26 protein-coding genes, 1 tRNA gene and 1 pseudogene are annotated in these 22,566 nt (G+C 61.1%); 19 read left to right on the top strand and 9 right to left on the bottom strand.

All coding sequences use genetic code 11. The annotated features are described in order from the left end of the window. Positions 1-132: 132 nt before the first annotated feature. Positions 133-1,464 carry a DUF3422 family protein gene (locus NB231_RS04390; RefSeq protein WP_005000098.1) on the bottom strand — a complete coding sequence of 444 codons (1,332 nt, stop codon included), beginning with the start codon at positions 1,462-1,464 and terminating at the stop codon, positions 133-135. 161 nt (positions 1,465-1,625) lie between these two features. Between NB231_RS04390 and NB231_RS04385 the strand changes: the two genes are divergently transcribed. After that, on the top strand, positions 1,626-2,312 hold the full coding sequence (locus NB231_RS04385; protein WP_040661799.1) for a rhomboid family intramembrane serine protease: 687 nt from the start codon (positions 1,626-1,628) through the stop codon (positions 2,310-2,312). Between the two features lie 98 nt (positions 2,313-2,410). Here the strand turns inward: NB231_RS04385 and NB231_RS04380 are convergent, their stop codons facing one another. Continuing rightward, positions 2,411-2,611, bottom strand: coding sequence for a DUF6316 family protein (locus NB231_RS04380; RefSeq protein ID WP_005000096.1), 201 nt, complete (start codon positions 2,609-2,611; stop codon positions 2,411-2,413). A 264-nt stretch (positions 2,612-2,875) separates the two neighbouring features. On the opposite strand from NB231_RS04380, the gene fabG reads away from it, so the two are divergent. The 4 genes from fabG (at position 2,876) to NB231_RS04360 (ending at position 8,264) form a co-directional block, all read left to right on the top strand. Continuing rightward, positions 2,876-3,619: a 3-oxoacyl-[acyl-carrier-protein] reductase gene (gene fabG, locus NB231_RS04375; protein WP_005000095.1), complete on the top strand. Its 744-nt coding sequence runs from the start codon at positions 2,876-2,878 to the stop codon at positions 3,617-3,619. A gap of 341 nt (positions 3,620-3,960) precedes the next feature. Continuing rightward, positions 3,961-4,941 carry a cysteine synthase A gene (locus NB231_RS04370; RefSeq protein ID WP_005000094.1) on the top strand — a complete coding sequence of 327 codons (981 nt, stop codon included), beginning with the start codon at positions 3,961-3,963 and terminating at the stop codon, positions 4,939-4,941. 212 nt (positions 4,942-5,153) lie between these two features. Next, positions 5,154-6,698: a bifunctional aminoglycoside phosphotransferase/ATP-binding protein gene (locus NB231_RS04365; protein WP_005000092.1), complete on the top strand. Its 1,545-nt coding sequence runs from the start codon at positions 5,154-5,156 to the stop codon at positions 6,696-6,698. Between the two features lie 198 nt (positions 6,699-6,896). Further along, positions 6,897-8,264 carry a glutamate--cysteine ligase gene (locus NB231_RS04360; RefSeq protein ID WP_005000090.1) on the top strand — a complete coding sequence of 456 codons (1,368 nt, stop codon included), beginning with the start codon at positions 6,897-6,899 and terminating at the stop codon, positions 8,262-8,264. A gap of 6 nt (positions 8,265-8,270) precedes the next feature. Here the strand turns inward: NB231_RS04360 and NB231_RS04355 are convergent, their stop codons facing one another. Next, entirely contained in the window at positions 8,271-8,771 is a 501-nt protein-coding gene (locus NB231_RS04355) for an aminoacyl-tRNA deacylase (RefSeq protein ID WP_198007232.1), read from the bottom strand. 268 nt (positions 8,772-9,039) lie between these two features. Here NB231_RS04355 and NB231_RS04350 point away from each other — a divergent pair, with 268 nt between their 5' ends. From NB231_RS04350 to NB231_RS04335, 4 genes are read left to right on the top strand one after another with little or no spacing between them, the layout of a single operon-like run. Next, positions 9,040-10,020, top strand: coding sequence for a 2-hydroxyacid dehydrogenase (locus tag NB231_RS04350; protein ID WP_040661796.1), 981 nt, complete (start codon positions 9,040-9,042; stop codon positions 10,018-10,020). Further along, positions 10,017-10,826 carry a M90 family metallopeptidase gene (locus NB231_RS04345; protein WP_005000086.1) on the top strand — a complete coding sequence of 270 codons (810 nt, stop codon included), beginning with the start codon at positions 10,017-10,019 and terminating at the stop codon, positions 10,824-10,826. The genes NB231_RS04350 and NB231_RS04345 overlap by 4 nt, the downstream gene beginning before the upstream one ends. Beyond that, positions 10,826-11,566 (top strand): SDR family oxidoreductase, encoded by a 741-nt coding sequence (locus NB231_RS04340; RefSeq protein ID WP_005000083.1) that lies wholly within the window; start codon positions 10,826-10,828, stop codon positions 11,564-11,566. Before NB231_RS04345 ends, NB231_RS04340 begins: the two co-directional genes overlap by 1 nt. After that, on the top strand, positions 11,563-12,441 hold the full coding sequence (locus NB231_RS04335) for an alpha/beta fold hydrolase (RefSeq protein ID WP_232210385.1): 879 nt from the start codon (positions 11,563-11,565) through the stop codon (positions 12,439-12,441). The genes NB231_RS04340 and NB231_RS04335 overlap by 4 nt, the downstream gene beginning before the upstream one ends. Here NB231_RS04335 and NB231_RS18290 read toward each other — a convergent pair. Beyond that, the gene (locus NB231_RS18290) at positions 12,438-12,584 is read right to left on the bottom strand and encodes a hypothetical protein (RefSeq protein WP_005000080.1); all 147 of its coding nucleotides are present in this window, start codon (positions 12,582-12,584) and stop codon (positions 12,438-12,440) included. The two genes, NB231_RS04335 and NB231_RS18290, sit on opposite strands and share 4 nt — an antisense overlap. Before the next feature lie 30 nt (positions 12,585-12,614). Between NB231_RS18290 and NB231_RS18285 the strand changes: the two are divergent. Further along, positions 12,615-12,707 (top strand): annotated as a pseudogene (locus NB231_RS18285) (IS5/IS1182 family transposase); the annotation flags it as partial. Positions 12,708-12,725: 18 nt separating this feature from the next. Here the strand turns inward: NB231_RS18285 and NB231_RS04330 are convergent. Next, positions 12,726-13,661 (bottom strand): cation diffusion facilitator family transporter, encoded by a 936-nt coding sequence (locus NB231_RS04330; protein WP_005000078.1) that lies wholly within the window; start codon positions 13,659-13,661, stop codon positions 12,726-12,728. A gap of 89 nt (positions 13,662-13,750) precedes the next feature. On the opposite strand from NB231_RS04330, the gene NB231_RS04325 reads away from it, so the two are divergent. The 6 genes from NB231_RS04325 to NB231_RS04300 all read left to right on the top strand — a co-directional run bounded on the left by NB231_RS04325 (position 13,751) and on the right by NB231_RS04300 (position 17,237). After that, complete coding sequence (locus NB231_RS04325) at positions 13,751-14,200, top strand: MerR family transcriptional regulator (protein ID WP_005000077.1); 450 nt, start codon at positions 13,751-13,753, stop codon at positions 14,198-14,200. A 153-nt stretch (positions 14,201-14,353) separates the two neighbouring features. Then, on the top strand, positions 14,354-14,785 hold the full coding sequence (locus NB231_RS04320; protein ID WP_005000076.1) for a hypothetical protein: 432 nt from the start codon (positions 14,354-14,356) through the stop codon (positions 14,783-14,785). 233 nt (positions 14,786-15,018) lie between these two features. Further along, positions 15,019-15,327 (top strand): hypothetical protein, encoded by a 309-nt coding sequence (locus NB231_RS18930; RefSeq protein ID WP_005000075.1) that lies wholly within the window; start codon positions 15,019-15,021, stop codon positions 15,325-15,327. 43 nt (positions 15,328-15,370) lie between these two features. Next, positions 15,371-15,562, top strand: coding sequence for a hypothetical protein (locus tag NB231_RS04310; RefSeq protein ID WP_332247689.1), 192 nt, complete (start codon positions 15,371-15,373; stop codon positions 15,560-15,562). Next, positions 15,559-15,834, top strand: coding sequence for a hypothetical protein (locus NB231_RS04305; RefSeq protein ID WP_005000071.1), 276 nt, complete (start codon positions 15,559-15,561; stop codon positions 15,832-15,834). Before NB231_RS04310 ends, NB231_RS04305 begins: the two co-directional genes overlap by 4 nt. Before the next feature lie 272 nt (positions 15,835-16,106). Further along, a complete protein-coding gene (locus tag NB231_RS04300; protein ID WP_005000070.1) occupies positions 16,107-17,237 on the top strand; it encodes a class I SAM-dependent methyltransferase in 1,131 nt (376 codons plus the stop codon). 3 nt (positions 17,238-17,240) lie between these two features. Here NB231_RS04300 and NB231_RS04295 read toward each other — a convergent pair whose 3' ends face one another. The 4 genes from NB231_RS04295 to NB231_RS04280 all read right to left on the bottom strand — a co-directional run bounded on the left by NB231_RS04295 (position 17,241) and on the right by NB231_RS04280 (position 19,739). Continuing rightward, positions 17,241-18,242, bottom strand: a complete 1,002-nt coding sequence (locus NB231_RS04295; RefSeq protein ID WP_005000068.1) for an aldo/keto reductase — start codon at positions 18,240-18,242, stop codon at positions 17,241-17,243. Positions 18,243-18,404: 162 nt separating this feature from the next. Beyond that, positions 18,405-18,827, bottom strand: coding sequence for a group III truncated hemoglobin (locus NB231_RS04290; protein ID WP_005000066.1), 423 nt, complete (start codon positions 18,825-18,827; stop codon positions 18,405-18,407). 96 nt (positions 18,828-18,923) lie between these two features. Next, entirely contained in the window at positions 18,924-19,337 is a 414-nt protein-coding gene (locus NB231_RS04285) for a group III truncated hemoglobin (RefSeq protein WP_005000064.1), read from the bottom strand. Positions 19,338-19,663: 326 nt separating this feature from the next. Beyond that, a tRNA-Ala gene (locus tag NB231_RS04280) sits at positions 19,664-19,739 on the bottom strand. 88 nt (positions 19,740-19,827) lie between these two features. Here NB231_RS04280 and NB231_RS04275 point away from each other — a divergent pair. Genes NB231_RS04275 through glgC form a run of 3 tightly spaced genes read left to right on the top strand, consistent with a single transcriptional unit; the run spans position 19,828 to position 22,551 of the window. Next, a complete protein-coding gene (locus NB231_RS04275) occupies positions 19,828-20,535 on the top strand; it encodes a TIGR04283 family arsenosugar biosynthesis glycosyltransferase (protein WP_005000063.1) in 708 nt (235 codons plus the stop codon). 2 nt (positions 20,536-20,537) lie between these two features. Beyond that, complete coding sequence (locus tag NB231_RS04270) at positions 20,538-21,236, top strand: TIGR04282 family arsenosugar biosynthesis glycosyltransferase (RefSeq protein WP_084766231.1); 699 nt, start codon at positions 20,538-20,540, stop codon at positions 21,234-21,236. 46 nt (positions 21,237-21,282) lie between these two features. Then, the gene (glgC, locus tag NB231_RS04265) at positions 21,283-22,551 is read left to right on the top strand and encodes a glucose-1-phosphate adenylyltransferase (RefSeq protein WP_005000061.1); all 1,269 of its coding nucleotides are present in this window, start codon (positions 21,283-21,285) and stop codon (positions 22,549-22,551) included. Positions 22,552-22,566 lie beyond the last annotated feature (15 nt).

The following is a 22,566-nucleotide window of genomic DNA, read 5'->3' as shown; positions in this document are numbered from 1 at the left end:
TTCACTGAGTAGACATCGATTACACGTGCCACGATGATGCCCTCAGTGCGGGCCGTCTGCTTGGTCAGGCGGCCTCGGTAGCAACCGCGGCGAGTTAGCTGCAGAGTTTAAATTTGGGCCGCTATGGGGCGTTTACTTGGTCGCGCCCGCATCGGCTCGCTCGACCCAGCGGTGAATGGCAAAAATCCCGCCGGCTACGGCAGGGATCACCACTGGAATACTTAGCCCGGTGAGCAGTTCCACCGGTACGTGCAGACCGCTCGCCTCGAGCCCGACGAGGGCATGATGGATGAGACCGATCGTATAGTAGCTTAGGATCACTACCGAGAGACTCTCCACCGTGGTCTGCAGGCGCAGCTGCAGCCGCGTGCGGCGGTTCATGGATTCGAGCAGATCACGAGTCTGCGCCTCGAGCGCCAGGTCGACGCGACTGCGCAGTAAACTGACTGCTCGGCTGACCCGCCGTGAGAGTCGATCCAGGCGCTCGGTGATGGCTTGACACGTATCCATGGCTGGAACCAGGCGGCGTCCCATGAACTCATGCACCGTGCTTACACCTTCGACGCGTGTCTCGCGCAATGCGTCGATGCGCCGCCGTACCAGCGCCGAATAGGCGGCGGCGGCGCCGAGACGGAAGTTATTCTGAGCGATGATCCGCTCCACATCGGCCGACAAGGAGGACAGCGCTTCGAGCAACCCCTGCTCCTGCTCCGTATCTCGGGCGCTTGCCATGCGATCGGTGAGCTCGCCGAGCGCATTCTCCATTCCAGTGATCTCGGGCATGAGCTGGCGCACGATGGGAAGGGCGAGCAAGGCCATCAACCGGTAGGTCTCGATCTCCAGCAGGCGTTGGATCAATCGCCCCGCTTGAGCCGGGCGTAGGCCTCGGTCAATAACCAGAAAGCGCGTGAAGCCATCGGGCTTGGAGCGGAAATCGGTCCAAACCGTGGCAGCCCCCCCGGCGCATCGGCTGCCGGTGAGGCTCTGCAAATCAAAATACTCGGCCATCCGTTCAGGATACTCGGCGACCGTGTCCGCCTGGACGAGGCTAAGATGAGTCGCTGCGAGGAGTTTTCCTGGCAGCTTTGCGATCCAATGCGCCGGCACAGCATCGAGCCCGGTGGTCTGAAAGGGCTGTCCATCCGGCGCGTGGGAGAAGAGGGTGTAAGTAGAGAACTCTGTATGCGGCTCCCAACGCAGCCGAAACGCCTGTGTCTCTAGAAGCACGTGGTCGGTTTTCGCCGCGGGCGGATCGATGCCGAACTCGCGGCAAAGCGCGCCAATGTGCGCCAACTCACGCTCATGCTCACCGGTGCCAGAGTAGAGGGCAAGATGGGTTAAATGTTGGGGGGGGCGCAATGGCGCAACAGGGCGCGCATGCACCTCGGCAAGCAAAGCGCTGCGTTGCGGGTGCTCTGGCAACCCGGCTCGATTGGTGTTGCTCGGTCGTTTGGAATCGTTCATTAAAGAAAGGCGCATATGATCTTATCCGAAGACGCTAAGGGTACTGAGGTGTTGATTGTTCGACAAGCGTTGGCAGGTGCTGAAAAAACCAGTGCTCGCGAGTGGCGCCGAACCAAGCCCGCCCAGTATGATGGCGGCGAGCCCGACAGGATGACGCGCTAATGAACGGTAATAGAAGCTTTTCCAGTCAGTCCGGCTTGCCTCCGGTAGTCCTGGGATTATTGATTAGCAACGCACTGGTGTTTCTCTGGCAGCAAATGGGCGGCTCTTTGGCGCCCGTATTTTATTTCGGGCTGTGGCCGCTCGGGATGCCGGAGGTTGCGACGGCGCCGCTCGGAGTTAGCCAGGCGCCGGGCTTTCATGTCTGGCAGCTGGTCAGCTACGCTTTCTTACATGGCAGTATGCTGCACCTGTTCGCCAATATGTTTGCTCTATGGATGTTTGGGGTACAAATCGAAAACCTGTGGGGATCCCGACCGTTTGCCTTTTATTATTTTTTCTGCATCGTTGGGGCCGGCTTGATCCAGCTGGTCGTGGCGAGCGTTGCCGCGGGCCAAGGTGATGTTTACCCGACCATCGGGGCTTCCGGAGGCGTTTTCGGGATTCTGCTTGCTTTCGGCATGATGTTCCCGAACCAAATGATCTTTCTGTTGTTCCCGCCCATTCCCATGAAAGCAAAGTATTTTGTGCTGTTATACGGTGCGTTCGAACTCTGGGCTGGATTCACGGGGTCTTTGTCCGGCGTCGCCCATTTCGCGCACATCGGCGGCATGATCTTTGGTTTTGCGCTGATCCAATACTGGCGTGGACGTCTGCCGATCAAACCAAAGCATCGCCTACACTGGTAGCATTCACAATTTTATCTTTAGCCAGGGAAAGCTCACTTCTCCTTAGCTTTGGACACCGTAACTTTGGACACCGTGTTAATGGCGAGCTACTTTTACCGTCAGCTACCGAACCGATTGATGCGATTGGTTATGGCTGGTGCCAACCAGTTCTCTAGCGCTGCTTGTGCTTCGTCCTGATCACGATAGGGACCGACCAGGCGCTGCTCGCGCGTGGCGAAGAACCACTGCTGATTGATGCAGTGGAACCGTCCATTGCGATACGGGACCGGTCCGTTTTCTCCGCGCCTGCGATGTAGCATCTCTGGATCCCTCCTTCCGGCAAGCATGTGATCGTTTTCCGTCCTCTACCGAAAAGCGTAGCCCACTTTGGTCGTTTGAAAAGCGTTGGGGAGAAAGTTGCATTGTGGTTGTCTTTTCGTCTGCTCTCTGGCCTACCATACTGAATAGGGTTGTGGCCCGGGTCGAGGCCAATAAAGCCTCGTGTAGGGTGGCGCTCTGCATTCAGTTGCGAATTGGTCGTCGTTTTCTTGAAACGGAACATGAACGAAAGGGGGTCCCGACTCATGCGTCGCCTTGATAATCAGGTTGCCTTGGTCACCGGGGGTGCTCGCGGTATCGGCAAGGAGATTGCACTTGCACTTGCCGGCTTGGGCGCCAAGTTAGCAGTCAATTACAACCGCAGCGCAGAGGCGGCCGATGCCTTGGCGGAACAGATTAAGCAACTCGGCAGCGAATGCTTGGCCGTGCAGGCGGATGTCAGTCGCAGCGACCAGGCGCGCGGGTTGGTCGGAACGGTTATCGAGCACTACGGCCGCCTCGACGTGTTGGTAAACAATGCCGGTATTACCCGAGACAAGTCTCTCAAAAGCCTCACGGACGAAGACTGGGAAGCGGTGATCCACACTAATCTCAACAGCGTTTTTTATACGACCAGCGCGGTCTGCCCAAAGATGATGGAGCAGGGCCATGGCCGGATCATCAATATCAGTTCATTCGTCGGCCAGTCAGGCAACTTCGGACAATCCAATTACGCCGCCTCCAAGGGCGGTATGATCGCCTTCACGAAGAGTGCGGCCTTGGAGCTTGCTAAATACAATATTACCGTCAACGCCGTTGCGCCCGGGTTCACATCGACCGAGATGTTGGCGATGGTGCCGGAGGCCATCCAGGAGAAGCTGCTAGCAAAAATTCCTCTGCGCCGGTTCGGCGAGCCCAAGGAGATCGCCCAGGCCGTGGTTTTTTTGGCGAGTGAGGGCGGTTACATCACCGGCCAGCAGATCAATATCAATGGCGGCATTTACATGTAAACTCCGCGCTGGGCGAGCGATTGCCATAATTGGACGGGTGCTGGACTGAATGCGGGTTAACGGGTAATTGGGCAACGCTTGATTGTTCGGTAGGGCTGGGCGGCAAGGGCGAACCGCACTTGTCGAGGCGAATCAGTGCCCGGCAATCGAATAACCCAGGCTCCGGCCGCCTTCCGCTGTGGTCACGGATCGGCTTGTGGCACTCACAACCGCCGTGAGGTTGTGGTGTCATTCCAGTGCATAGTCTAGAGTGTGCGGGCATTTGCGTCGCTATCGAGCGCTTGGATCGGCGGAGCGACCCTATTTTTGAGCGATAAAGCAGACGCTGGAGGAGTGCCATCATGGAAATCAGCGACGGCTTCATAGGCGCCGTCGGGAATACGCCGCTGATCCGGTTGCGCCGCCTGAGTGAGGAGACCGGCTGCGAGATCCTGGGCAAAGCGGAATTCATGAATCCGGGTGGTTCGGTAAAGGATCGAGCCGCCTGGGCCATCATTCGCACGGCGGAGCGCCGGGGTGAGTTGCGCCCCGGCGGTACCGTGGTGGAAGGAACAGCCGGGAATACCGGTATCGGCCTTGCGCACATATGCAACGCCCGCGGCTATCGCTGCGTCATCGTGATCCCGGAGACGCAGTCCCAAGAGAAGATCGACCTTCTGGCTACTTTGGGCGCCGAGGTGCGCACCGTGCCCGCCGTACCGTATCGGGACCCGAACAATTACCAAAAGGTTGCGGGGCGGCTGGCTGAGGGTCTTGATAATGCCATCTGGGCCAATCAATTCGATAATACGGCCAATCGGGACGGCCATTATGAAACCACCGGTGCGGAGATCTGGCGGCAGACCGAGGGCCGTATCGATGCCTTCGTCTCGGCTACCGGTACCGGCGGAACCCTGGCCGGGGTAGCCCGCTACCTCAAGGAGCGGCGCCAGTCCATTCGGATCGTGCTCGCCGACCCAGCCGGCAGCGCCCTCTATAATTACGTATTGCACGGCGAGCCCGCCGCCTCGGAAGGCAACTCCATTTCCGAGGGGATCGGTAGCAGCCGGGTAACAGACAACCTGAAAGGAACCCCCATCGACGATGCCCTGGTCGTGCCCGATCAGGAAGCCGTCCCCATGGTGTATCGGTTGCTGCGCGAGGAAGGCCTTTTCGTGGGCAGTTCGACCGGAGTGAACGTGGCGGCGGCCGTTCAAGTGGCAAGGCGATTGGGACCGGGGCACAAAATCGTCACCGTGCTTTGTGACGGTGGCGGGCGCTACTATTCTCGGTTGTTCAATGCGGCCTGGCTCGCCGAGAAAGGGCTCGCTGCGAGTGGCTGAGACGATGTGCCGAGTGGTCCTGCCGGCGGGTGCACAAATTCGGGTTGCGAACGGTGGTTCGTTTGCATCCGCCCGGCAACGACCTCGGCTCCGCTGTCCTTGCCCCCCTTGTACTAGGGCTTGGTAGGATGCAGATAAGTTTTTAGGGGACGGCAAAATTGAGCGCGAGCTTGCGGCGGGCTCGGGCGACGTGGCAAGGGGAATATGGCGTTATGGATACGTTGGCAGAGCATCGCCGGCGGGTGGCGGCTTTGCAGCACGTGCAGGCCTGGCCCCAGCCGGTGGAGCAAGTCGAGGTCATCGAAACGCATATCTCCACCGTTTTGCTCGGGGGCGATTACGCCTATAAGCTCAAAAAGCCGGTGGATTTCGGTTTCCTCGATTTCACGCGTCTCGGCCGGCGCCATTACTACTGTATGGAAGAGGTTCGCCTCAACCGCCGCCTGGCCCCGCATGTCTATGTGGATGTGGTTCCGGTGACCGAGGATGCCAGCGGGCCACGCCTCGATGGCACCGGTGAAGTGGCTGATTATGCAGTCAAGATGCGCCGCTTTCCGCAAGCAGCGCTGCTCGGCAACCGAGCCCAGCGTGGTCCGCTTGAATATGACTTGATCGAGCGTTTGGCCGATAAGCTCGCTGACTTCCACGCGGCTATGCCCATCGCGACGGACCCCCTCTATGGCGCTCCGGAGCGCATCGGCCAGCGTGCGCTCGAGAATTTCGAGGTTCTGGAGCGAAACTTCACTGGGCAAAAACAAGTCGCGCGGCTGCGTCGCCTGCGCATTTGGGTGCAGGAAGCTGCCCAACGCCTTGCCGCGGCCTTTGCTCGGCGCCAACGCGAAGGGCATGTGCGCGAGTGCCATGGTGATTTGCACCTGGACAACATCATTGCCTGGGATGGCGAGTTGGCCGCCTTCGATTGCATCGAGTTCGCTCCGGATCTGCGGTGGATCGATACGGCCAACGACATCGCCTTCACGGTCATGGATCTGCATTTCCGCGCCCAGCCGGTTGCGGCCCATCATTTGCTCAATGCGTATCTCGAACGCAGCGGCGATTACAACGCCCTGGAGCTCATTCCGTTCTATAGTGTTTATCGGGCGCTGGTACGCGCCAAGGTCGACACGCTCTCGCTCGAAAAGCACTGTGGTACGCTGGAGACTCGGCAGGTCATGCTGGAGGAGCGTGTGGATCGCTATCTGGCTTTAGCCGAGTATTTGGCCCGGCCCGATCCCGCCCATCTCGTGATTACCTTCGGCGTGGCCGGTTCCGGCAAGAGCACAGCCGCACAGGCATTGGTAGAGCGCTTTGGCTGTATCCGCCTACGCTCGGATATCGAGCGCAAGCGCCTGTTGGGGTTTGCCAGCCACGCGCACACCGACTCTCCACTGGGCGGCGGCGCTTATACGCACGCACATACTCAGCAGACCTATGCGCGTTTGCGCACCCTGGCCGAGGGCGTGCTAAGTGCCGGTTTCGTACCGGTCGTCGACGCGACCTTCCTCGGCCGAGCGCAGCGCCGCCGCTTCGCCGAACTGGCCGAGGCACGGCAGGCCGGATTCGCAATTCTGGCTTTGGAAGTGCCCCCGGCGCAGCTACGCTTGCGGGTCGCACAGCGCCGCGCGAGGGGGCGTGATGCCTCGGAAGCCGATCTGAGCGTTCTGGAGCGGCAACTCCAGCAACGTGAATTGCTGGATGCCGGTGAGCGTGAGCGCACTATTGTCGTCCCGGCGCAGGCTACCGACCCGGCGGATTAAAAAACATACCATTGATCTATAGTACAAATTAGATTTTTATTTAAGAAATTGATATCAAATTTAATTCATTCGAATTTTCGGCGTGTCGGCAGCGCGCGATCAACAGCTATTTCGCCAATCTCCGGACAGGTGCTTGCGCGGGCGCGCACCAATCCGTATACATCCTAAGTAATCGGGGGCGACCGCGCGACGAGGCGTATGACACAGGCAAAGGCATCCGTATCCGAAGAGCCCATCACCAACCCGCGTCAGCTGGTTGAATATCTGGTACGCGGGAGTAAAGCGGAGGCGCATTGGCGGATCGGCACGGAACACGAGAAGTTCGTGTTCCGCCTGGCGGACCGACGCCCCGTTTCTTACCAGGGCGAGGCCGGTATCGGGGCCTTCCTCGAAGCGATGACGGCATTTGGTTGGGAGCCGCTGCTCGAGGAGGGTCAGCCGATTGCGCTGCAGCGCGGTGCGGCGGCGATAACCCTTGAGCCGAGCGGACAAATGGAACTCTCGGGAGAGCCGCTGGCGACCCTGCATCAGAGTTGCGAGGAGGTCAATGCCCATCTGCGGGAGGTGCGCCAGGTCGCCGATGAGCTCGGGCTGGGGCTGATCGGCCTTGGTTTTCAGCCGCTGTGGCGGCGGGACGAGATGCCGTGGATGCCGAAAGCCCGCTATGGGATCATGCGCCGTTACATGCCGCAGCGCGGCTCGCTAGGGCTCGACATGATGACCCGCACCTGCGGCGTGCAGGTCAATCTCGACTACCGCGACGAAGCCGACATGGTGCGCAAGCTGCGCATCGGTTTAGCCCTGCAGCCTGTAGCGACCGCTTTGTTTGCCAACTCCCCTTTCTATGAAGGGGCGCCGAGCGGGTATCTGAGCTACCGCAGCCTGATTTGGACCGATACCGACCCGGATCGATGCGGTATGTTGCCGTTCGTCTTCGAAGAGGGCATGGGCTTCGAGCGCTATACCGAGCACGCCTTGGATGTGCCGATGTACTTCGTTCGCCGCGAGGGGCGCTACATCGATGCCAGCGGGCAGTCGTTTCGTGATTTTCTCGCCGGTCGGCTGCCGGCCCTGCCGGGCTGTCTGCCGGTGCTGAGCGACTGGGAGGACCATCTCACCACCTTGTTTCCCGAGGCGCGCCTTAAGCAATTCATCGAGCTGCGTGGGGCCGATGCGGGGCCGTGGGGTCGACTGTGCGCGCTGCCGGCTTTTTGGGTCGGGTTGTTCTACGATGAGCTGGCATTGGATGCGGCAAGCCATTTGGTAGCGGACTGGACGCAAGCGGAACGCGAGGAGCTGCGTAGCGCTGTGCCACGCTGGGGGCTGCGCACACCGTTTCGCGGTCACCTGCTCCAGGAGGTGGCTCGGGAGACGCTCGGGATCGCGGAACAAGGGCTGCGCCGCCGTGCCCGGCTGAATGAGGCCGGTGGCGATGAAACCCGGTTTTTGGTGGAATTGCAGGAGATCGCCGAGTCGGGTATTACCCCGGCCGAACGCCTGCTGGAATCCTGGGAACAGCGCTGGCACCACAGCGTCGAACCGGTATTCGAGGAACATGCGTATTGATTGGCTTTAGAAATCCAGCACCTTGGGTTTGACTAACCGCAGGTAATCGCGCCAGGCGAGTAGCATGACCTCGGATTGTAAACCGGCGTTGAAGGCGATTTCTTGCGCTTGGGAAAGATCCCGGCTTACATAGGTTTCCATGCCGAAGAGATTGCCGAACGGAGGCATTGCGCCGAGTTCACAGCCGGGAAAACGATCTTGAAATTGTGACTCCGAAGCCAGTACGGCTTGTTTGGCACCCACGGCCCGTGCTAAGCGCGGCAGGTCCACCTGACGCATGGCCGGGATAGCGGCCAGTGCCAGGTGAGCATCTAGGCTCACCATCACGGTCTTGGCGAAATACCGGCCGGAGACGTGTGCCGCTTCTGCGATCCCCTGGGCGGTGAATGCTGGCGAATGCTGAATGATCAGGTAATTGATTTCATTTTGGTTGAGGAACTGTTTGAGCTGCTGAGCAGGCATCGTCATTCCCGTATCGCGGCACGTTGGGCCGATGCCCAGCGGCATTTGTTGCAAGACCGTATCGGCTTGCGCCCCTTCGGGTACTCGTGGGGAGAGGGTCGCCACGACCCCATTGGGTCTGTTGGCAAGCGTAGCCGATTAGGGGACGCCACGCTTGGTCGATCCGCGTTGCATCCAGCTAGGCTCAAGTTTAGGTCGTGCGTCGGCGAAGGCCAGCTCGAGCGTGGCAACGATTCCTCGAAACGCTACCTATGAGGGCGACACGGTACGAGCGCTGCGTGGGCGGTTGCGGGTTGGCCCCGAAGGAGATGACATGCAAGCGGTTTTGCTAGATCGCGCATCTCTGGATCTTGATGATTTAAATTTCAATAAATTAGATTCAATTTTTAAAAAAATACATTATTTCAAGGCGACAGCTGCCACGCAAACCGTCGCGCGCATTGGCACCGCCGAGTGCGCGATCGTGAACAAGGCGGTGCTCGACCGGTCGGTGCTCGAACGTTGTCCCCGGCTACGGTTGATTTGCGTGCTTGCCACCGGCACCAACAACGTCGATCTGCAGGCCGCGGCGGCGCGCGGAATCACAGTGGTGAATTGCCGCGGCTATGGCACGGCCTCGCTGGTACAGCATGTTTTCATGCTTGTCCTCGCGCTATCGCGCAATTTGCTCTCCTATGTACGGGACGTGCGTGACGGCCGCTGGGCTCGCGCCGATCAGTTCTGCCTGCTCACCCATCCAATTGGTGAGCTCGAGGATCGCGTGCTCGGCATTATCGGCTACGGCGAGATCGGTCGGCGGGTCGCGCAAACCGCCGAGCTGCTCGGCATGTCGGTGCGGGTGGCACAGCGCCCGGGGGTGGAGCGGCCCGAACCCGGCCGCGTACGGCTGCCGGAGCTACTGGCGGAGGTGGACGTCCTCAGTCTGCATTGCCCGCTTACGCCCGCGACCCGTGGACTTATCGGCGCACCGGAACTTGCCCGGATGAAAGACACGGCGCTGCTGATCAATACCGCTCGCGGTGGGATCGTCGACGAGGCGGCGCTGGCCGATGCGCTGCGCACCGGGCAAATCGCAGGGGCCGGGGTTGATGTGCTTACCGAGGAGCCACCGTGGCAAGGTAATCCCTTGCTGGAGCCGGATATTTCCAATTTGATCGTGACGCCCCACTGTGCTTGGGGCAGTCGCCAGGCGCGCCAGCGTCTCATCGATCAAACCGCAGAGAATGTGCGAAGTTGGCTTGCTGGGAAGCCGCTGCGGGTCGTGGCCGGGCCAGGTGGGGCAAAGCGGACGTGACCGGCTGGCTGCGGCGTTGGCGGCGAAAACGCATCCTTGCCCAAAAGCGCATACCGGAGCGTCTCTGGCAAGAGGTAATCGCTGCCCAGCCCTTGCTCATGCGGATGAGCGTGCCGGCGCAGCAGCAGTTGCACGAACTCGCGACGTTGCTGGTGGCCGAAAAGCGCTTTTATGGAATCGCCGGCCTTCAGGTGGGCCCTTGGCAGACGACCACCATCGCGGCGCTGGGATGCGTGCCGGTGCTGGAGCTGGGGCTCGACTGGTACCGTGGCTGGTGCAGCATCGTAATCTATCCCGGCGGGTTCCGCGCCCGGCATGCGTATCCCGATGACGCTGGGGTGATTCACGAGCAAGTGACGGAGTTGATCGGTGAAGCCTGGGATGGCGGACCGCTCGTTCTCTCTTGGGAGGATATTCAAGGCGGGGTGAGACTGGATGGTTATAACGTGGTTCTGCACGAGTTCGCGCATAAGCTGGACATGCGCAACGGCGTCGCCAATGGTATGCCCCCGCTGCATCGGGGCATGTCACGGCGGGATTGGACTCGGGCTTTCACGAATGCCTGGAACCAGGCCCAAGCAGCTGCGGCGGCGGGCGAGGAGTTGGTGCTCGATCGCTATGCTCTGGAGTCGCCCGGTGAGTTCTTCGCGGTGGCTTGCGAGGTCTTCTTCGAGCTGCCCGAACGACTCTGCGCTGGCTACCCGGCGGTTTACGAGCAGCTGCGCCGGTTCTTTCGCCAAGATCCACTCCAACGCTCGTCGTCGAGCCAAGCAATTTACCGACCGCTAACGACAGAGAGGAACTGATGCACGAGCTTGCAGTGGTAACCGGAGGTGGAACAGGTATTGGGCGGGCCATGGTGCAACGGCTGGCGGCTGGGGGCTTAACGGTGCTCGCGATCGGCCGTCGCAGCGGGCCGCTCGAGGCGCTCGCCCAAGCACGGCCGGATCGAGTCGAGACGCGGGCTGCGGATGTGGCGACTCCGGAGGGTCGCGAGCAGGTGGCGGAGGCGGTAGCCGGGCGCCGGGTACGCTATCTGCTGCATAATGCCGGTGTCTTGGAGCCGGTGCGCCCCCTGGCGGCGGTTGGACTGGAGGAGTGGCGCTACGCCCAGGCCGTTAACGTCGAGGGGCCACTGTTTCTCACTCAACGCCTGTTGCCCTCTTTGAGCGGTGGGCGGATCTTGCATATTTCCTCGGGCGCGGCGCACTATCCCCTGGCCGGCTGGGGTGCTTACTGCACGGCAAAAGCGGCGCTGTACATGCTCTACCAGGTGCTGGATATGGAGCTGCGCTCGCACGGCATTGCCGTGGGAAGCGTGCGCCCAGGAGTCGTGGATACACCAATGCAGGCGCTCATTCGGGAGCAGGACAGCGAGCGTTTTCCGGAGGTGGAGCGTTTTCGAGAGCTCGAGCGGACCGGCGGGCTCGAATCCCCGGACACGGTGGCCGACTTCGTTTGGCAACTGCTTACCCGCACCACGGCCGATGAGTTCGCCGCCCAAGAGTGGGACATTCAAGAACACGCGGCTCGATTGAAACGGTGAGTGTCGAAGGGAGGTTAGACCCACGTATTCGGGATCTGAATATCCGTGGCCTACGTTATCGAATCTATGAATGGGGTCGCCGCAGCGGTCAGCCCGTGCTGTTGCTGCATGGCTGGATGGATACTGGAACCACATTCCGCTTGCTCGCCCACGCTTTGGGCGCCGAGTGTCACTGTCTGGCACCGGACTGGCGCGGTTTCGGGAGGAGCGACCGAGCGCCGGGCGGCTATTGGTTTGCCGATTACCTGGCCGACCTGGAAGCGCTGCTTGATGAGCTCGCGCCCGATCAGGCCGTTACCCTGGTAGGGCACAGCATGGGTGGCAATGTCGCCGGTCTTTATGCGGGCGTAAGACCCCAGCGGGTGCGGCGTTTGGTTTCGATCGAGGGCTTTGGGCTCGCGGCGAGCGACCCACGGGAGGCGCCGGAGCGCTACGCACGCTGGCTTGAGAGCTTGCGCTGGCCGCCACGACCGCGGCGATTCAACGACTATGCCGCGCTTGCCGAGCATCTGCTGCGCCGACAGCCGGGCCTGACGCGCGAGCGCGCCGAAGCACTTGCCCATGATTGGGCCTATCGTTCGGTCGACGGTGTTTATCTCAGAGGCGACTCGGCCCATAAACGGCCCAATCCGGTGCTCTATCGGCTGGAGGAGGCCATGGCTTGCTGGCGGCGCATCACGGCGCCGGTGCTTTGGGTCTATGGGGCGAACTCGGCCTATGTAGCTCGGTTGCGCGCGCTGGGTGACTGGGCGGAGCGCACCGGCTGCTTCCGAGACTTCCGTGAAGCATCGATACCCGAGGCGGGCCATGCCGTGCACTACGAGCAGCCGCAAGCATTGGCACGTCTTATCGGTCCATTTCTGAGTGCGCCTTAGCTCCTGATCGGGGCGCTGTCAGCCCCGCTGCGCGCGGAGATTTCCAGTGCCGCTGGCGGTGCCTCGGGCACCGGGCCGGTCGATGCGTCCGGCTTGCGCAGCGAGAGCAGCAGCGGTAGGGCGATGAGTGTGAGCCAGCTCATCAAGCGGAAATCATCGAGTTAGGCGGCTACCGCCGCTTATGGAAGAACTGCGAGCGTAAGCTAAATATCCGTCTGCAGTTCGTCCATGTGGCATTCTTGGCATTGTTGCTCCGGAGATTGTGAACAGGCTCTTAGGCGCGGTTATCGGGACCGGTGCCGATCACGGCGCGGCGTTTTTAGCTCGCGCACGACATCGCTCAGCGACTTGAAGGTGACGGCTGCGGCGGGTTCGGGCTGGATCGTGGTGTGCGTGATCTCGTAGTCGTGTCTGAGCAAATTTTGTATAGTGGCCAGCAATTGCGGCCAGCGGCCCATATCGCGAATATAGATATGCGCCGACAGGGCATGACTGCCGGAGGCCAGAGTCCAGATATGCAGATCATGCACTTCCTCGACGCCCTCGAGCTCAGCCAGCGTGCGGCCGACCTCGGCCAGGTCTACGTGCGGGGGAACCCCTTCGAGAAAGACATGCAAGACCTCGAGCAGGAGTTTGCCCGTCGAGCCCAGGATCAGTACTCCGATCACCAGCGACAATAGGGGATCGATGGGGTTCCAACCGGTGAAAAAGACGACGGCGCCGCTGGTCAGTGCCGCTACCGAGCCCAGCAAATCGCCGAGCACATGCAAAATCGCCCCGCGGGTATTGAAGCTTTGTGCGCCTCTGTGCAGGATTCGCAGCACCAGCAAATTCACGCCCAAACCGACGGCGGCGACGATCATCACGGCGCCCCCCGCGACCGGCTGCGGTGCCGCGAGTCTCTGCACGGCCTCGTAGGCGAGCCAAGCCACTACGCCGAGCATGAAAAGCGCGTTGAGCAACCCACCGAGCAGCTCGAAGCGTTGTAGCCCATAGGAGTGGCGCATCGTCGGCGGGTAGCGGCTGAGCCAGGCTGCCAGGGCACCGAAGCCCAACGCGAGTGAGTCGGTGGCCATGTGACCGGCATCGCCCAGCAAGGCGAGCGAGCCCGAGAGTATTCCGCCGATCACCTCGATCGCGGCGAACCCAAGCGTTAGGATCAAGCTCCACAACAGGGCGCCGGTATTGCCGTTTTGTCGCGAAGGAGTATGGGGCGGCATCGCGCATTATTCACCGAATTCGGAATGCATGTCATCAGCATTTGCTAGGATAAAACCTATAGTCGTTGTAGATTCAAGCGGGAACGGCGATGCTAAACGGGCTTTCGATCGGTGCTCTGTCCCGGCGCACCGGCTGCACGGTACAGACCATCCGCTACTATGAGCGCATCGGCGTTATGCCGCAGTCGCGGCGCACCGGCGGCAATCAGCGGCGCTACACGGCCCAGCATCTGGATCGTTTGCACTTCATTCGCCACGCCCGGGAGCTTGGGTTCAGTCTTGAGCAGATCCGTGAGTTGCTGACCCTGGCGGATTATCCCGATCAGTCCTGCGCGGAGATCGACCGCATCGCACGCACCAACCTTGCCGCCATCGAAAGCCGCCTCAGACGTCTGGAGCTGTTGCGCCATGAGCTACAGCGTATGGCGAGCGCATGCCGCGGCGGCCGGGTGGCTGATTGTCGGGTGATCCGGGTCCTCTCTAAGCACGATCAATGCCATACCGAACATATAGGCTCTCCAGAGATGTTCGAGGATTGATGGTCATTCCATTCCTTCACGAATGGCGGCGGATCCGCATGGAATGATCTATGGTTTCTCGAAGGGGGTGAGCAGTTGCGGCCCGGGAGGAGGGCACAGCAAGTCCAACAACCGGGTTCTGTCGATCGATCCATTACAAGCGGAGGTGCAGCAATGCACAGGCATTTGGCAACTCGATTCGGCTTATCTCTCACCCTCGCGGCGGGCCTGCTCGCCACGGGCCTCGCGCTCGCAACGAGTCACGCTACAAAGGAACTGGAAACAGCTACAGAACACGCCGGTTTCGCCGCCAAGGCGGATACGCTGGAAAAGCATCGGATGCACCTTCAGCATGCGGTCAACTGTCTGGTTGGTGAGGAGGGGAAAGGCTTCGATGACTCGGTCGGTAATCCCTGCAAGGGCATGGGAAAGGGCGCAATCCACGACATGCAGGCCAGTGAAACGGCTGCCCGCATGTTGGAACAGGCCGCGGAGCTCGCGCGCATCGGCACACGGATCGAGTCGGCCGAGGCCGCCGGCCACGTGGCCCAGGCGGTCGAGGCTCTGCTGCAGGAGGCAAAACAGCAAAGCGCCGCCAAGTCCTAAGTTCGGTGAACTCCATTGGCCCGGGCCTGGAACCGCGGCCCGGGCCGTGTAGAAATTCCGCTGATCAAGGCTGCAGGGCGGCTTCGTCCAACAGACACTTATCTGCCCTGCTGCGCACGACGGATAAATGCTTAGCAGATAGGTGCTGGCCATGGATGACGTCGCACGGACAACAGGCATAGGGCTGTGGACGGACGCTCGGGAAATGTTCATGGCCGCCGAGCTCGTTGCTAGTGAGCCCCGCCTATTATCTCGCTGGTCACGGACTTGAGGTTGTTCTCAAGGCCTACTTACGCTCATGCGGGCGTTCCCTCAAAGCTCTTCGGCCCATCGGCCATGACATCGAGAAAGCCGCTGATGAGGCTGCAGCGCAAGGGCTGGAACAGCACTACCAGTTCTCCCCTGAAGACCGAGCAGCTATCGCTTCGCTCAACACGTATTATAAGGCCAAGCATTTCGAATACCGGGTTACCGGATACAAATCGCTCCCCGCCCCGAAAGCTTTGCTTGCCCTCGGTACACGGCTTCTTGCAGCCATTTAAGGCTGAGAGAGGCGTTTCATTCGAAGATGTTGTGTATCACATCATGGCCGGCGACATCCTTGAAACGATCGATCATCCGAATCAGGATCGTTATCCCGGCCAGCAAATTCACGTGGTGGCCATAGAGGAGTACGTCTACCTCGTTCCATTTGTCGAATCGGAAGACGAGGTGTTTCTGAAGACGATCCTTCCCAGCGGAAAGGCCAGCAAGACTTACCTAGGTGGCGGCAAATGAGCAAGCTAGATGAAGAGGAGCGGGAAATTCTGGAAGCGTTTGAAGCAGGTAATGTCAAGCGCGCGAAGAAAGCCGCTGAGATCCAAAAACGGCATCAAGAATACGCGAAAGCTATGTTCCGTAAAGATGCCCGCATAAATATCCGGCTTTCCTCGAAGGATCTCCGAGGCCTGCAGAAAAAGGCCCTCGCCGAGGGGATTCCTTATCAAACCCTAGTGGCCAGTATTCTTCACAAGTACGTTGAAGGGCGCCTGCATGAGAACGACCGCTGACAATGCAGGAGGCGGTTGGCCCCCATCACTCGCCAGCTGCCCCTGAACGCAAGCGTTGGGCTGAGCTAAAAAATCGCTGACGCACCGACCACGCTCTGAAAGCGCAGCTGCTGGGCGGACCTGATCGATATGGAAAGCTCCTTCCTGATTTTTATGCGCTATATTGAACTCAGACCGGTTCGCGCCGCCTGGTAACGCAGCCGCTGAGAATACCTCTGGTCGCGCTGTTGGCCTAATGCGTCAAACCAAGGCGATGAATTTGGTGCCGGCGCATGAGGAACACCGCCGCCTGGGTAAAACCGACGCAACTCGGCAATCCGCCGATCGATTCGGAGGTGTTGACCATGCGCATAGATGAAGAGCGACTGAACCAATTGCTGGAGCGAGCCGTGAGCGATTTCGGTGCCGCCTGGCATGCGCCCCTGGTCGTGATCGGCGATCGGCTGGGCCTGTATCGGGCGTTGGCCGAGAACGGTCCACTGAATTCGGCGGAGCTGGCCGCTCGCACGCAAACGCATGAGCGCTATGTGCGTGAGTGGCTGCGCGCGCAAGCCGCCGGCGGCTATGTGAGCTACGATCCCGACGCCGAGCGCTACTACATGAGCCCAGAGCAGAGCATGGTGTTGGCGAACGAGGACAGCCCCGCGTTCCTGATCGGGGCGTTCCAGGGCGCCGTGGCCGGACTGCTCGCAACGCCGAAGATCGAAGCCGCCTTCCGCAGCGGCACGGGGGTCGGCTGGGACGAACACGATGCGGAGCTGTTCCATGCCACCGAACGGTTGTTCCGCCCTGGCTATGCCGAGTACCTGGTCCGCGACTGGATTCCCGCCTTGGATGGAGTGGCGGATAGACTCGTAAGCGGGACGCGCGTAGCCGACATCGGTTGTGGCTTCGGCGCTTCAACCATACTGATGGCACAGGCGTTTCCCGCTTCGAGCTTCACCGGCTACGACTACCATGAAAACTCGATCCGGATCGCCACCGAGCGTGCCCGAGGCGCTGGGGTGGCCGATCGCGTGCACTTCGAAGTGGCCGGGGCCAAGACCTATCGCGGCCGTGATTACGACCTGGTTGCCGCCTTCGACTGCCTGCACGACATGGGCGATCCGGTCGGCGTCGCCGCTCATGTGCTCGAAACACTCGGACCCGAGGGTAGTTGGATGATCGTCGAGCCCTTCGCCAACGATCGAGTCGAGGACAACCTGAACCTGGTCGGGCGGGCCTTTTATTCGATATCAACCATGGTCTGCACCCCCTGCTCGCTCGCTCAGGAGGTCGGGCTGGGATTGGGTGCACAAGCCGGTGAGGCGCGCTTGCGTGAAGTGGTGAACGAAGGCGGCTTCCGTACCTTCCAGCGGGTGGCGCAGACGCCGTTTAACCTAATTTTCGAGGCTAGGCCGTAGCGGTTAGGCTTCGGTTCGGTCCGGCGGCGCCATGAACTCCGGCCCGATCGGCGCGGTTATGTGCTGAGCCAAGATCTCATCGATGGCTGTCAGCGCCTCGTGCTCGAGCTGCCAGCCCGGCACGTTGGCCAGCGGGTTGAGCTGATCGGGCCGCCGAGCGCCCCAGAGCGCGACCGTCAAGCCCGGCTGATCGAGCAGCCAACGCAGCGCCAAGGCCATGACATCCTTGCCATAGCTGTGTTTGGCGAACTCATCCAGTGCCTGCGCGGCAGCGAGGTACTGATCGAAGCGCGGCGGCTGGAATTTGGGGTCGGTCTGGCGCAGATCATCGCCGTGGAAGACCCGCTCGCGGGTCATTTTGCCGCTGAGTAGACCTCGGCAGAGCGCGCCATACGTGATAGTGGCTATCTTCCGGCGCCGGCAATACGGCAGCACATCTTGCTCGATCCCGCGCTCGAAGAGATTGTAGGGTGGCTGACTGGCATGCAGCGGGGCCACCCCCCGGAACGCATCCATCTGCTTGGGCGAGAAATTGGAAACACCGATCGCGCGGATCTTGCCGGCTCGATAGAGTGCCTCCATGGCATGTGCCGTTTCCTCGGTCGGGGTCATCGAATCCGGCCAATGGATCTGATAGAGATCGATGTAGTCCGTTTGCAGGCGCCGCAGAGAATCATCGATTTCCTGCATGATGCGTTGGCGGCTCGCGTTGCGCCAAATCCTGCGACCGTCCGGCGACCATTCAAGCGCGACCTTGGTGGCGAGCACGACCCGCGCGCGGCGATTGCCGTCTGCCAGCGCGCGCCCGACGATTTTCTCCGAGCGGCCAAAGCCATAGACGGGCGCCGTATCGATGAGCGTAATACCCTCATCGAGCGCGTGCTGGATGGTTGCGATGGCGGCCCGCTCGTCGCTGCCGCCCCACATCCAGCCCCCGATCGCCCAGGTTCCTAGCCCGATTCGCGAGACTTCGATGCCGGTATCGGCGAGGACCGTCTGCTCCATGAAAACCTCCGCGCGTGGGCGGCTGACAACCGCCCAGGCCCATAGCAGCTACTTTAGCCAGACCTTGGACCAGACCTTGGCTTAGGTCAAATCGCACCCCTTATCGCAACCGACGGGTTACTATCGCGGCCAAATCACAAGGCAAGCAAGCAGTCGGACCGTTCAGGCAGGCCGGGAGAGGCCGCCGTGGGCACCCGGCTTCCACTCGGCAAGCATACGGATGGAACGGCCCATGTGTTCGGCACGCCGGTACCAATGGGCGGCCAAATCCGGTTCCAGATGATCCTCGAGGGTAGCGTGGAACAAAACGAGCCAATCGTCGACCAACGCATCGTTGATCCCAATCGGCAGGTGTGTGGCGGCGACTCGGTAGCGGTCATCCCGATAGCGCTCGCCACCCAAGCTGATCCACCAGAAATGGCTCAAGCGGGCTTTATGCTCGGGCCAATCCTGGACGCGCTCGAAGGGCTCGGCCAAAGTGGGATGGCGCTGTATGCGATTGTAGAAATCATCCACGACGCTATGGATGCTCTCGAGCCCGATAGCGGCGTGTGTGTCGCGCTGGCGCATGGCCGGATGCTTCATCCTGTAAAGATATAAATAATATACTTCATAATACTTCAAGCAGACCAACTGGCCAAGGCCGCCTATACGCCAGTGGCCTGATACGGCGCGGCAAGCTTACCGTGGCGGCCCCGCTTGCCCGCCTGCTCTCATTTGGGCGAGCATACGGATGGACTGGCCCAGTTGCTCGGCATACCCATACCAAAACTCGGTCTGCTCCGGGGTGAGATGATCGTCGAGCGTCGTGCGAAACAGCGTCAACCAGTCGTCCACGAGGGCGTCGGTGACCCCGACGGGCATATGCTTGGCGAGCACATGGTATTGATCGTTCCGGTAGCGCTCGCCACCCATGGTGATCCACCAGAAATGACTCAAACGAGCGATATGCTCGGGCCAGTCCTTGACGCGCTTGAATGGCTCGGCAAGGGTGGGATGGCGCTGGACGCGGCCGTAGAAGTCATCCACGACCCGGCAGACGGTCTCATGGTCGATGGTTTGATGCGTGCGCTGTCCCATAATGGAATTGCCCATGTCGGAAATTCACCAAAAATGATACGTGTCATAAGATCTGCGGCCAAGGGCGCATTGGTGGGAGAGCCGGGCCAAACTCTTTATCGCCGGCGCGTTTACGGCGAGAATCGTGCGGCACCATGACGATTGTCAAAGATTTCGCAATTAGGGTTCGTTCGCTGCTCAAATCGGTTCGTGAGCGCGGCGTTTCAGGTCAGGGGGCAGGCAAGGCTTTATTGCCACTTTGGTCTTTGTACCGAAGTTTGTACCTCGGCTTTATATCTCGGGCCTGTCCCGGGCGGACTGAATGGAGAAAATGTCGCTAGAACGGTATCTTAGGCGTGGGTTGGTGGAGCCGAGGGGAGTCGAACCCCTGACCTCGACAATGCGAATGTCGCGCTCTCCCAACTGAGCTACGGCCCCGCGCTGTTCGCGGCGCGCAGTTTAACACTGGCGTTCCCCGAGTACCAGCATAGGCGGGCGCGGCGCAAATATCCCCTGGGCGGATCCAGTGATCGTCTCCATTATTATTCCGGCATTCAATGAGACCGCAACGATCGCGGCGACACTGCGGGTGCTGCAGCCCTTGCGGGAGCATGGCCATGAGGTGATCGTGGTCGACGGCGGCAGCCGCGACGGCACGCCGCGCGTTGCCGCGCCGTTCGCCGATCGGGTGCTGGTCGCGCCGCGCGGCCGGGCACGGCAGATGAATGCCGGCGCGGCGGTGGCAACCGGTGCCGTGCTGTGGTTTTTACACGCCGATACCCTGGCGCCGGCGGATGCTACGGAGCAAATCGCGCTCGCGCGGGCGCGCGGCTACGGCTGGGGGCGGTTCGATGTGCGCTTGACCGGGCGAAAACGGCTTTTGCGCGTGGTGGCTTGGGCGATGAACCGGCGCTCCTGCTTGAGCGGCATTGCCACCGGAGATCAAGGGTTGTTCGTGAACCGGTTGCTTTTCGAGGCGCTCGGCGGCTATCCGGATCAGCCGCTGATGGAAGACGTGGAATTGTCACGTCGATTGAAGCGCCGCGGGCGCCCCGCCTGTCTGCCCGGGCCGCTCGTCACTTCCGCCCGGCGCTGGGAGCGCGATGGTGTATGGTCTACGATCGTCCTGATGTGGCGCCTTCGGCTGGCCTATTTTTGTGGTGCCGATGCGCGCACGCTGCAGCGTCGCTATGAAAGGGGCGAGTCGCCGCCACGCCGTCAAAATAGGCTATGAGTATGGAAATAGCGAACGTTACTGTACGGCACCCAACTGCGCGGCTGTTGATCTTTGCCAAGGCACCGGTCGCCGGGCGGGTCAAGACGCGGTTGGCGGCAGCCTACGGCCGGGGAGGCGCGGCGCTGCGCTATCGACAACTGCTCCGGCACACGTTGGCGACGGTAGCGCAAGCGCGCGTGGCGCCGGTGGAACTCTGGGTGGCTCCCGGTCGTGCGCACCCGTGGCTCGCGGCCCGCGCGCGCGAGCAGGGAATGCCGCTGCGGGTCCAGGTGCGCGGCGATTTGGGCCAGCGCATGCACCGGGCCTTACAATGGACGCTGCGCGTGGCGCCGTTTGCCGTGCTTATCGGTGGTGATTGTGCCGCATTGACGCCGTGGCAATTACAGCGCGCCTTCGATCGTCTCGCCGAGGGTGCTGATGTCGTGGTCGGGCCAGCCGAGGATGGCGGGTATGTGCTGGTGGGGTTGCGTCGTCCTCAACCGTTGCTCTTCCAGGCGCTGCCCTGGGGTGGGCCCCAAGTGATGGCCGCGACCCGCAAGCGACTGCGCCGGTTGGGGCTGAAGTGGGTGGAGTTGCCGCTGAGCTTCGATATCGATCGGCCCGCCGACCTGGTGCGCCTGCAGCGGCAATCGGCAACGACATTTGGCATCGGTGCTGCGGCAACGTATCCTACCTTGGCGGCTGCGGCAGGCGGATAGCCCAGCAAAATGACGCCAAGGCCTTCGAGAGAGAGCCGGTCCCATCATGTACTTCGAGCGTAACCCCCGTTTCGTCAGCCGCCTCACTCGGGATACGCTTGCCATCATTCTCGCCGGTGGCCGGGGCGGGCGTTTGGCCAACCTTACCGACTGGCGCACAAAGCCGGCCTTACCCTTCGGCGGCAAATTCCGTCTGATCGATTTTCCGTTGTCGAACTGCATCAATTCCGGTGTGCGCCGGATTCAGATCGTCACACAATATAAGGCGCATTCACTGATCCAGCACGTTCAGCGCGGCTGGGGGTTTTTGCGTGGGGAATTTGGTGAGTTCGTAGAGATCGTGCCGGCTCAGCAACGCTTGGACAAGCCGTTGTGGTTTGCCGGGACGGCCGATGCAATCCACCAGAACATCGACATCATCAAGGCGCATCGGCCGCGTTACGTCCTGATCCTGGCTGGTGACCACGTCTACAAGATGGATTACGGACCCATGATCGCCCTGCACGTGGAGCACGCCGCGGACATGACCGTAGGGTGCGTGGAGATGGCACGGGAGCGGGCGCGGGCCTTTGGTGTAATGACTGTGGACGAAAACGGGCGAGTGCTGCGTTTCACCGAGAAGCCCCAGGAGCCCAACCCGGTGCCGGGCAAGCCGGATACCGCGCTCGTTTCCATGGGCATCTACGTATTCGAGCGTGAGTACCTTTTCGAGCAGTTGCGTGCGGATGCCGAGAACATCGACTCCTCCCGAGACTTCGGCCGGGATGTCATCCCGGCCGCCATTGCCCACAACAAGGTGATTGCCTATCCTTTCGCCGATCCCAAGAGTGGCGAGCAGCCTTACTGGCGCGATGTGGGTACGGTGGACGCTTTCTTCGAGGCCAACTTGGAGCTAATAGGTAAGGGCTCCGAACTCGATCTCTACGACCAAGACCGTCCCATCTGGACTTATCAGGCGCAGCTGCCGCCGGCCAAGTTCATTAATGACGCCGGTCATCGTGGGATCGCGATCGACTCCATGGTCTCGGGCGGCGATATCATCCAAGGAGCGGAGGTGCGCCACTCGTTGTTGTTCTCGCAGGTGCTTGTGCGGCCGAGAGCCAAGATACAGGATGCGGTCATCTTGCCTGACGTGGTGGTGGGCGAGGGCTGCCGGATTCGTCGCTGTGTGATCGACGAGGGCTGCCGAATTCCCCGTGAAACTGTCATCGGCGAGGATGACGTGGCCGACCGCGAGCGCTTCTTCGTCTCGCCCAAGGGAGTGGTGTTGGTCACGGCCGAGATGCTTGGTCAGGAGGTGGCGCACGTGCGCTGAGTGACCTGGCAATGC

The sequence above is a fragment of the Nitrococcus mobilis Nb-231 genome, assembly GCF_000153205.1.
Taxonomy (GTDB): Bacteria; Pseudomonadota; Gammaproteobacteria; order Nitrococcales; family Nitrococcaceae; genus Nitrococcus; species Nitrococcus mobilis.
This window is presented reverse-complemented; position numbering and strand designations above follow the sequence as displayed.

Bases quoted from the DNA above. Each gene is read 5' to 3' on its own strand.
- NB231_RS04390 (WP_005000098.1), bottom strand. From the start codon at position 1,464: ATGAACGATTCCAAACGACCGAGCAACACCAATCGAGCCGGGTTGCCA.
- NB231_RS04385 (WP_040661799.1), top strand. From the start codon at position 1,626: ATGAACGGTAATAGAAGCTTTTCCAGTCAGTCCGGCTTGCCTCCGGTA.
- NB231_RS04380 (WP_005000096.1), bottom strand. From the start codon at position 2,611: ATGCTACATCGCAGGCGCGGAGAAAACGGACCGGTCCCGTATCGCAAT.
- fabG (WP_005000095.1), top strand. From the start codon at position 2,876: ATGCGTCGCCTTGATAATCAGGTTGCCTTGGTCACCGGGGGTGCTCGC.
- NB231_RS04370 (WP_005000094.1), top strand. From the start codon at position 3,961: ATGGAAATCAGCGACGGCTTCATAGGCGCCGTCGGGAATACGCCGCTG.
- NB231_RS04365 (WP_005000092.1), top strand. From the start codon at position 5,154: ATGGATACGTTGGCAGAGCATCGCCGGCGGGTGGCGGCTTTGCAGCAC.
- NB231_RS04360 (WP_005000090.1), top strand. From the start codon at position 6,897: ATGACACAGGCAAAGGCATCCGTATCCGAAGAGCCCATCACCAACCCG.
- NB231_RS04355 (WP_198007232.1), bottom strand. From the start codon at position 8,771: ATGCCGCTGGGCATCGGCCCAACGTGCCGCGATACGGGAATGACGATG.
- NB231_RS04350 (WP_040661796.1), top strand. From the start codon at position 9,040: ATGCAAGCGGTTTTGCTAGATCGCGCATCTCTGGATCTTGATGATTTA.
- NB231_RS04340 (WP_005000083.1), top strand. From the start codon at position 10,826: ATGCACGAGCTTGCAGTGGTAACCGGAGGTGGAACAGGTATTGGGCGG.
- NB231_RS18290 (WP_005000080.1), bottom strand. From the start codon at position 12,584: ATGAGCTGGCTCACACTCATCGCCCTACCGCTGCTGCTCTCGCTGCGC.
- NB231_RS04330 (WP_005000078.1), bottom strand. From the start codon at position 13,661: ATGCCGCCCCATACTCCTTCGCGACAAAACGGCAATACCGGCGCCCTG.
- NB231_RS04325 (WP_005000077.1), top strand. From the start codon at position 13,751: ATGCTAAACGGGCTTTCGATCGGTGCTCTGTCCCGGCGCACCGGCTGC.
- NB231_RS04320 (WP_005000076.1), top strand. From the start codon at position 14,354: ATGCACAGGCATTTGGCAACTCGATTCGGCTTATCTCTCACCCTCGCG.
- NB231_RS04310 (WP_332247689.1), top strand. From the start codon at position 15,371: ATGGCCGGCGACATCCTTGAAACGATCGATCATCCGAATCAGGATCGT.
- NB231_RS04305 (WP_005000071.1), top strand. From the start codon at position 15,559: ATGAGCAAGCTAGATGAAGAGGAGCGGGAAATTCTGGAAGCGTTTGAA.
- NB231_RS04300 (WP_005000070.1), top strand. From the start codon at position 16,107: ATGAGGAACACCGCCGCCTGGGTAAAACCGACGCAACTCGGCAATCCG.
- NB231_RS04295 (WP_005000068.1), bottom strand. From the start codon at position 18,242: ATGGAGCAGACGGTCCTCGCCGATACCGGCATCGAAGTCTCGCGAATC.
- NB231_RS04290 (WP_005000066.1), bottom strand. From the start codon at position 18,827: ATGAAGCATCCGGCCATGCGCCAGCGCGACACACACGCCGCTATCGGG.
- NB231_RS04285 (WP_005000064.1), bottom strand. From the start codon at position 19,337: ATGGGCAATTCCATTATGGGACAGCGCACGCATCAAACCATCGACCAT.
- NB231_RS04270 (WP_084766231.1), top strand. From the start codon at position 20,538: ATGGAAATAGCGAACGTTACTGTACGGCACCCAACTGCGCGGCTGTTG.
- glgC (WP_005000061.1), top strand. From the start codon at position 21,283: ATGTACTTCGAGCGTAACCCCCGTTTCGTCAGCCGCCTCACTCGGGAT.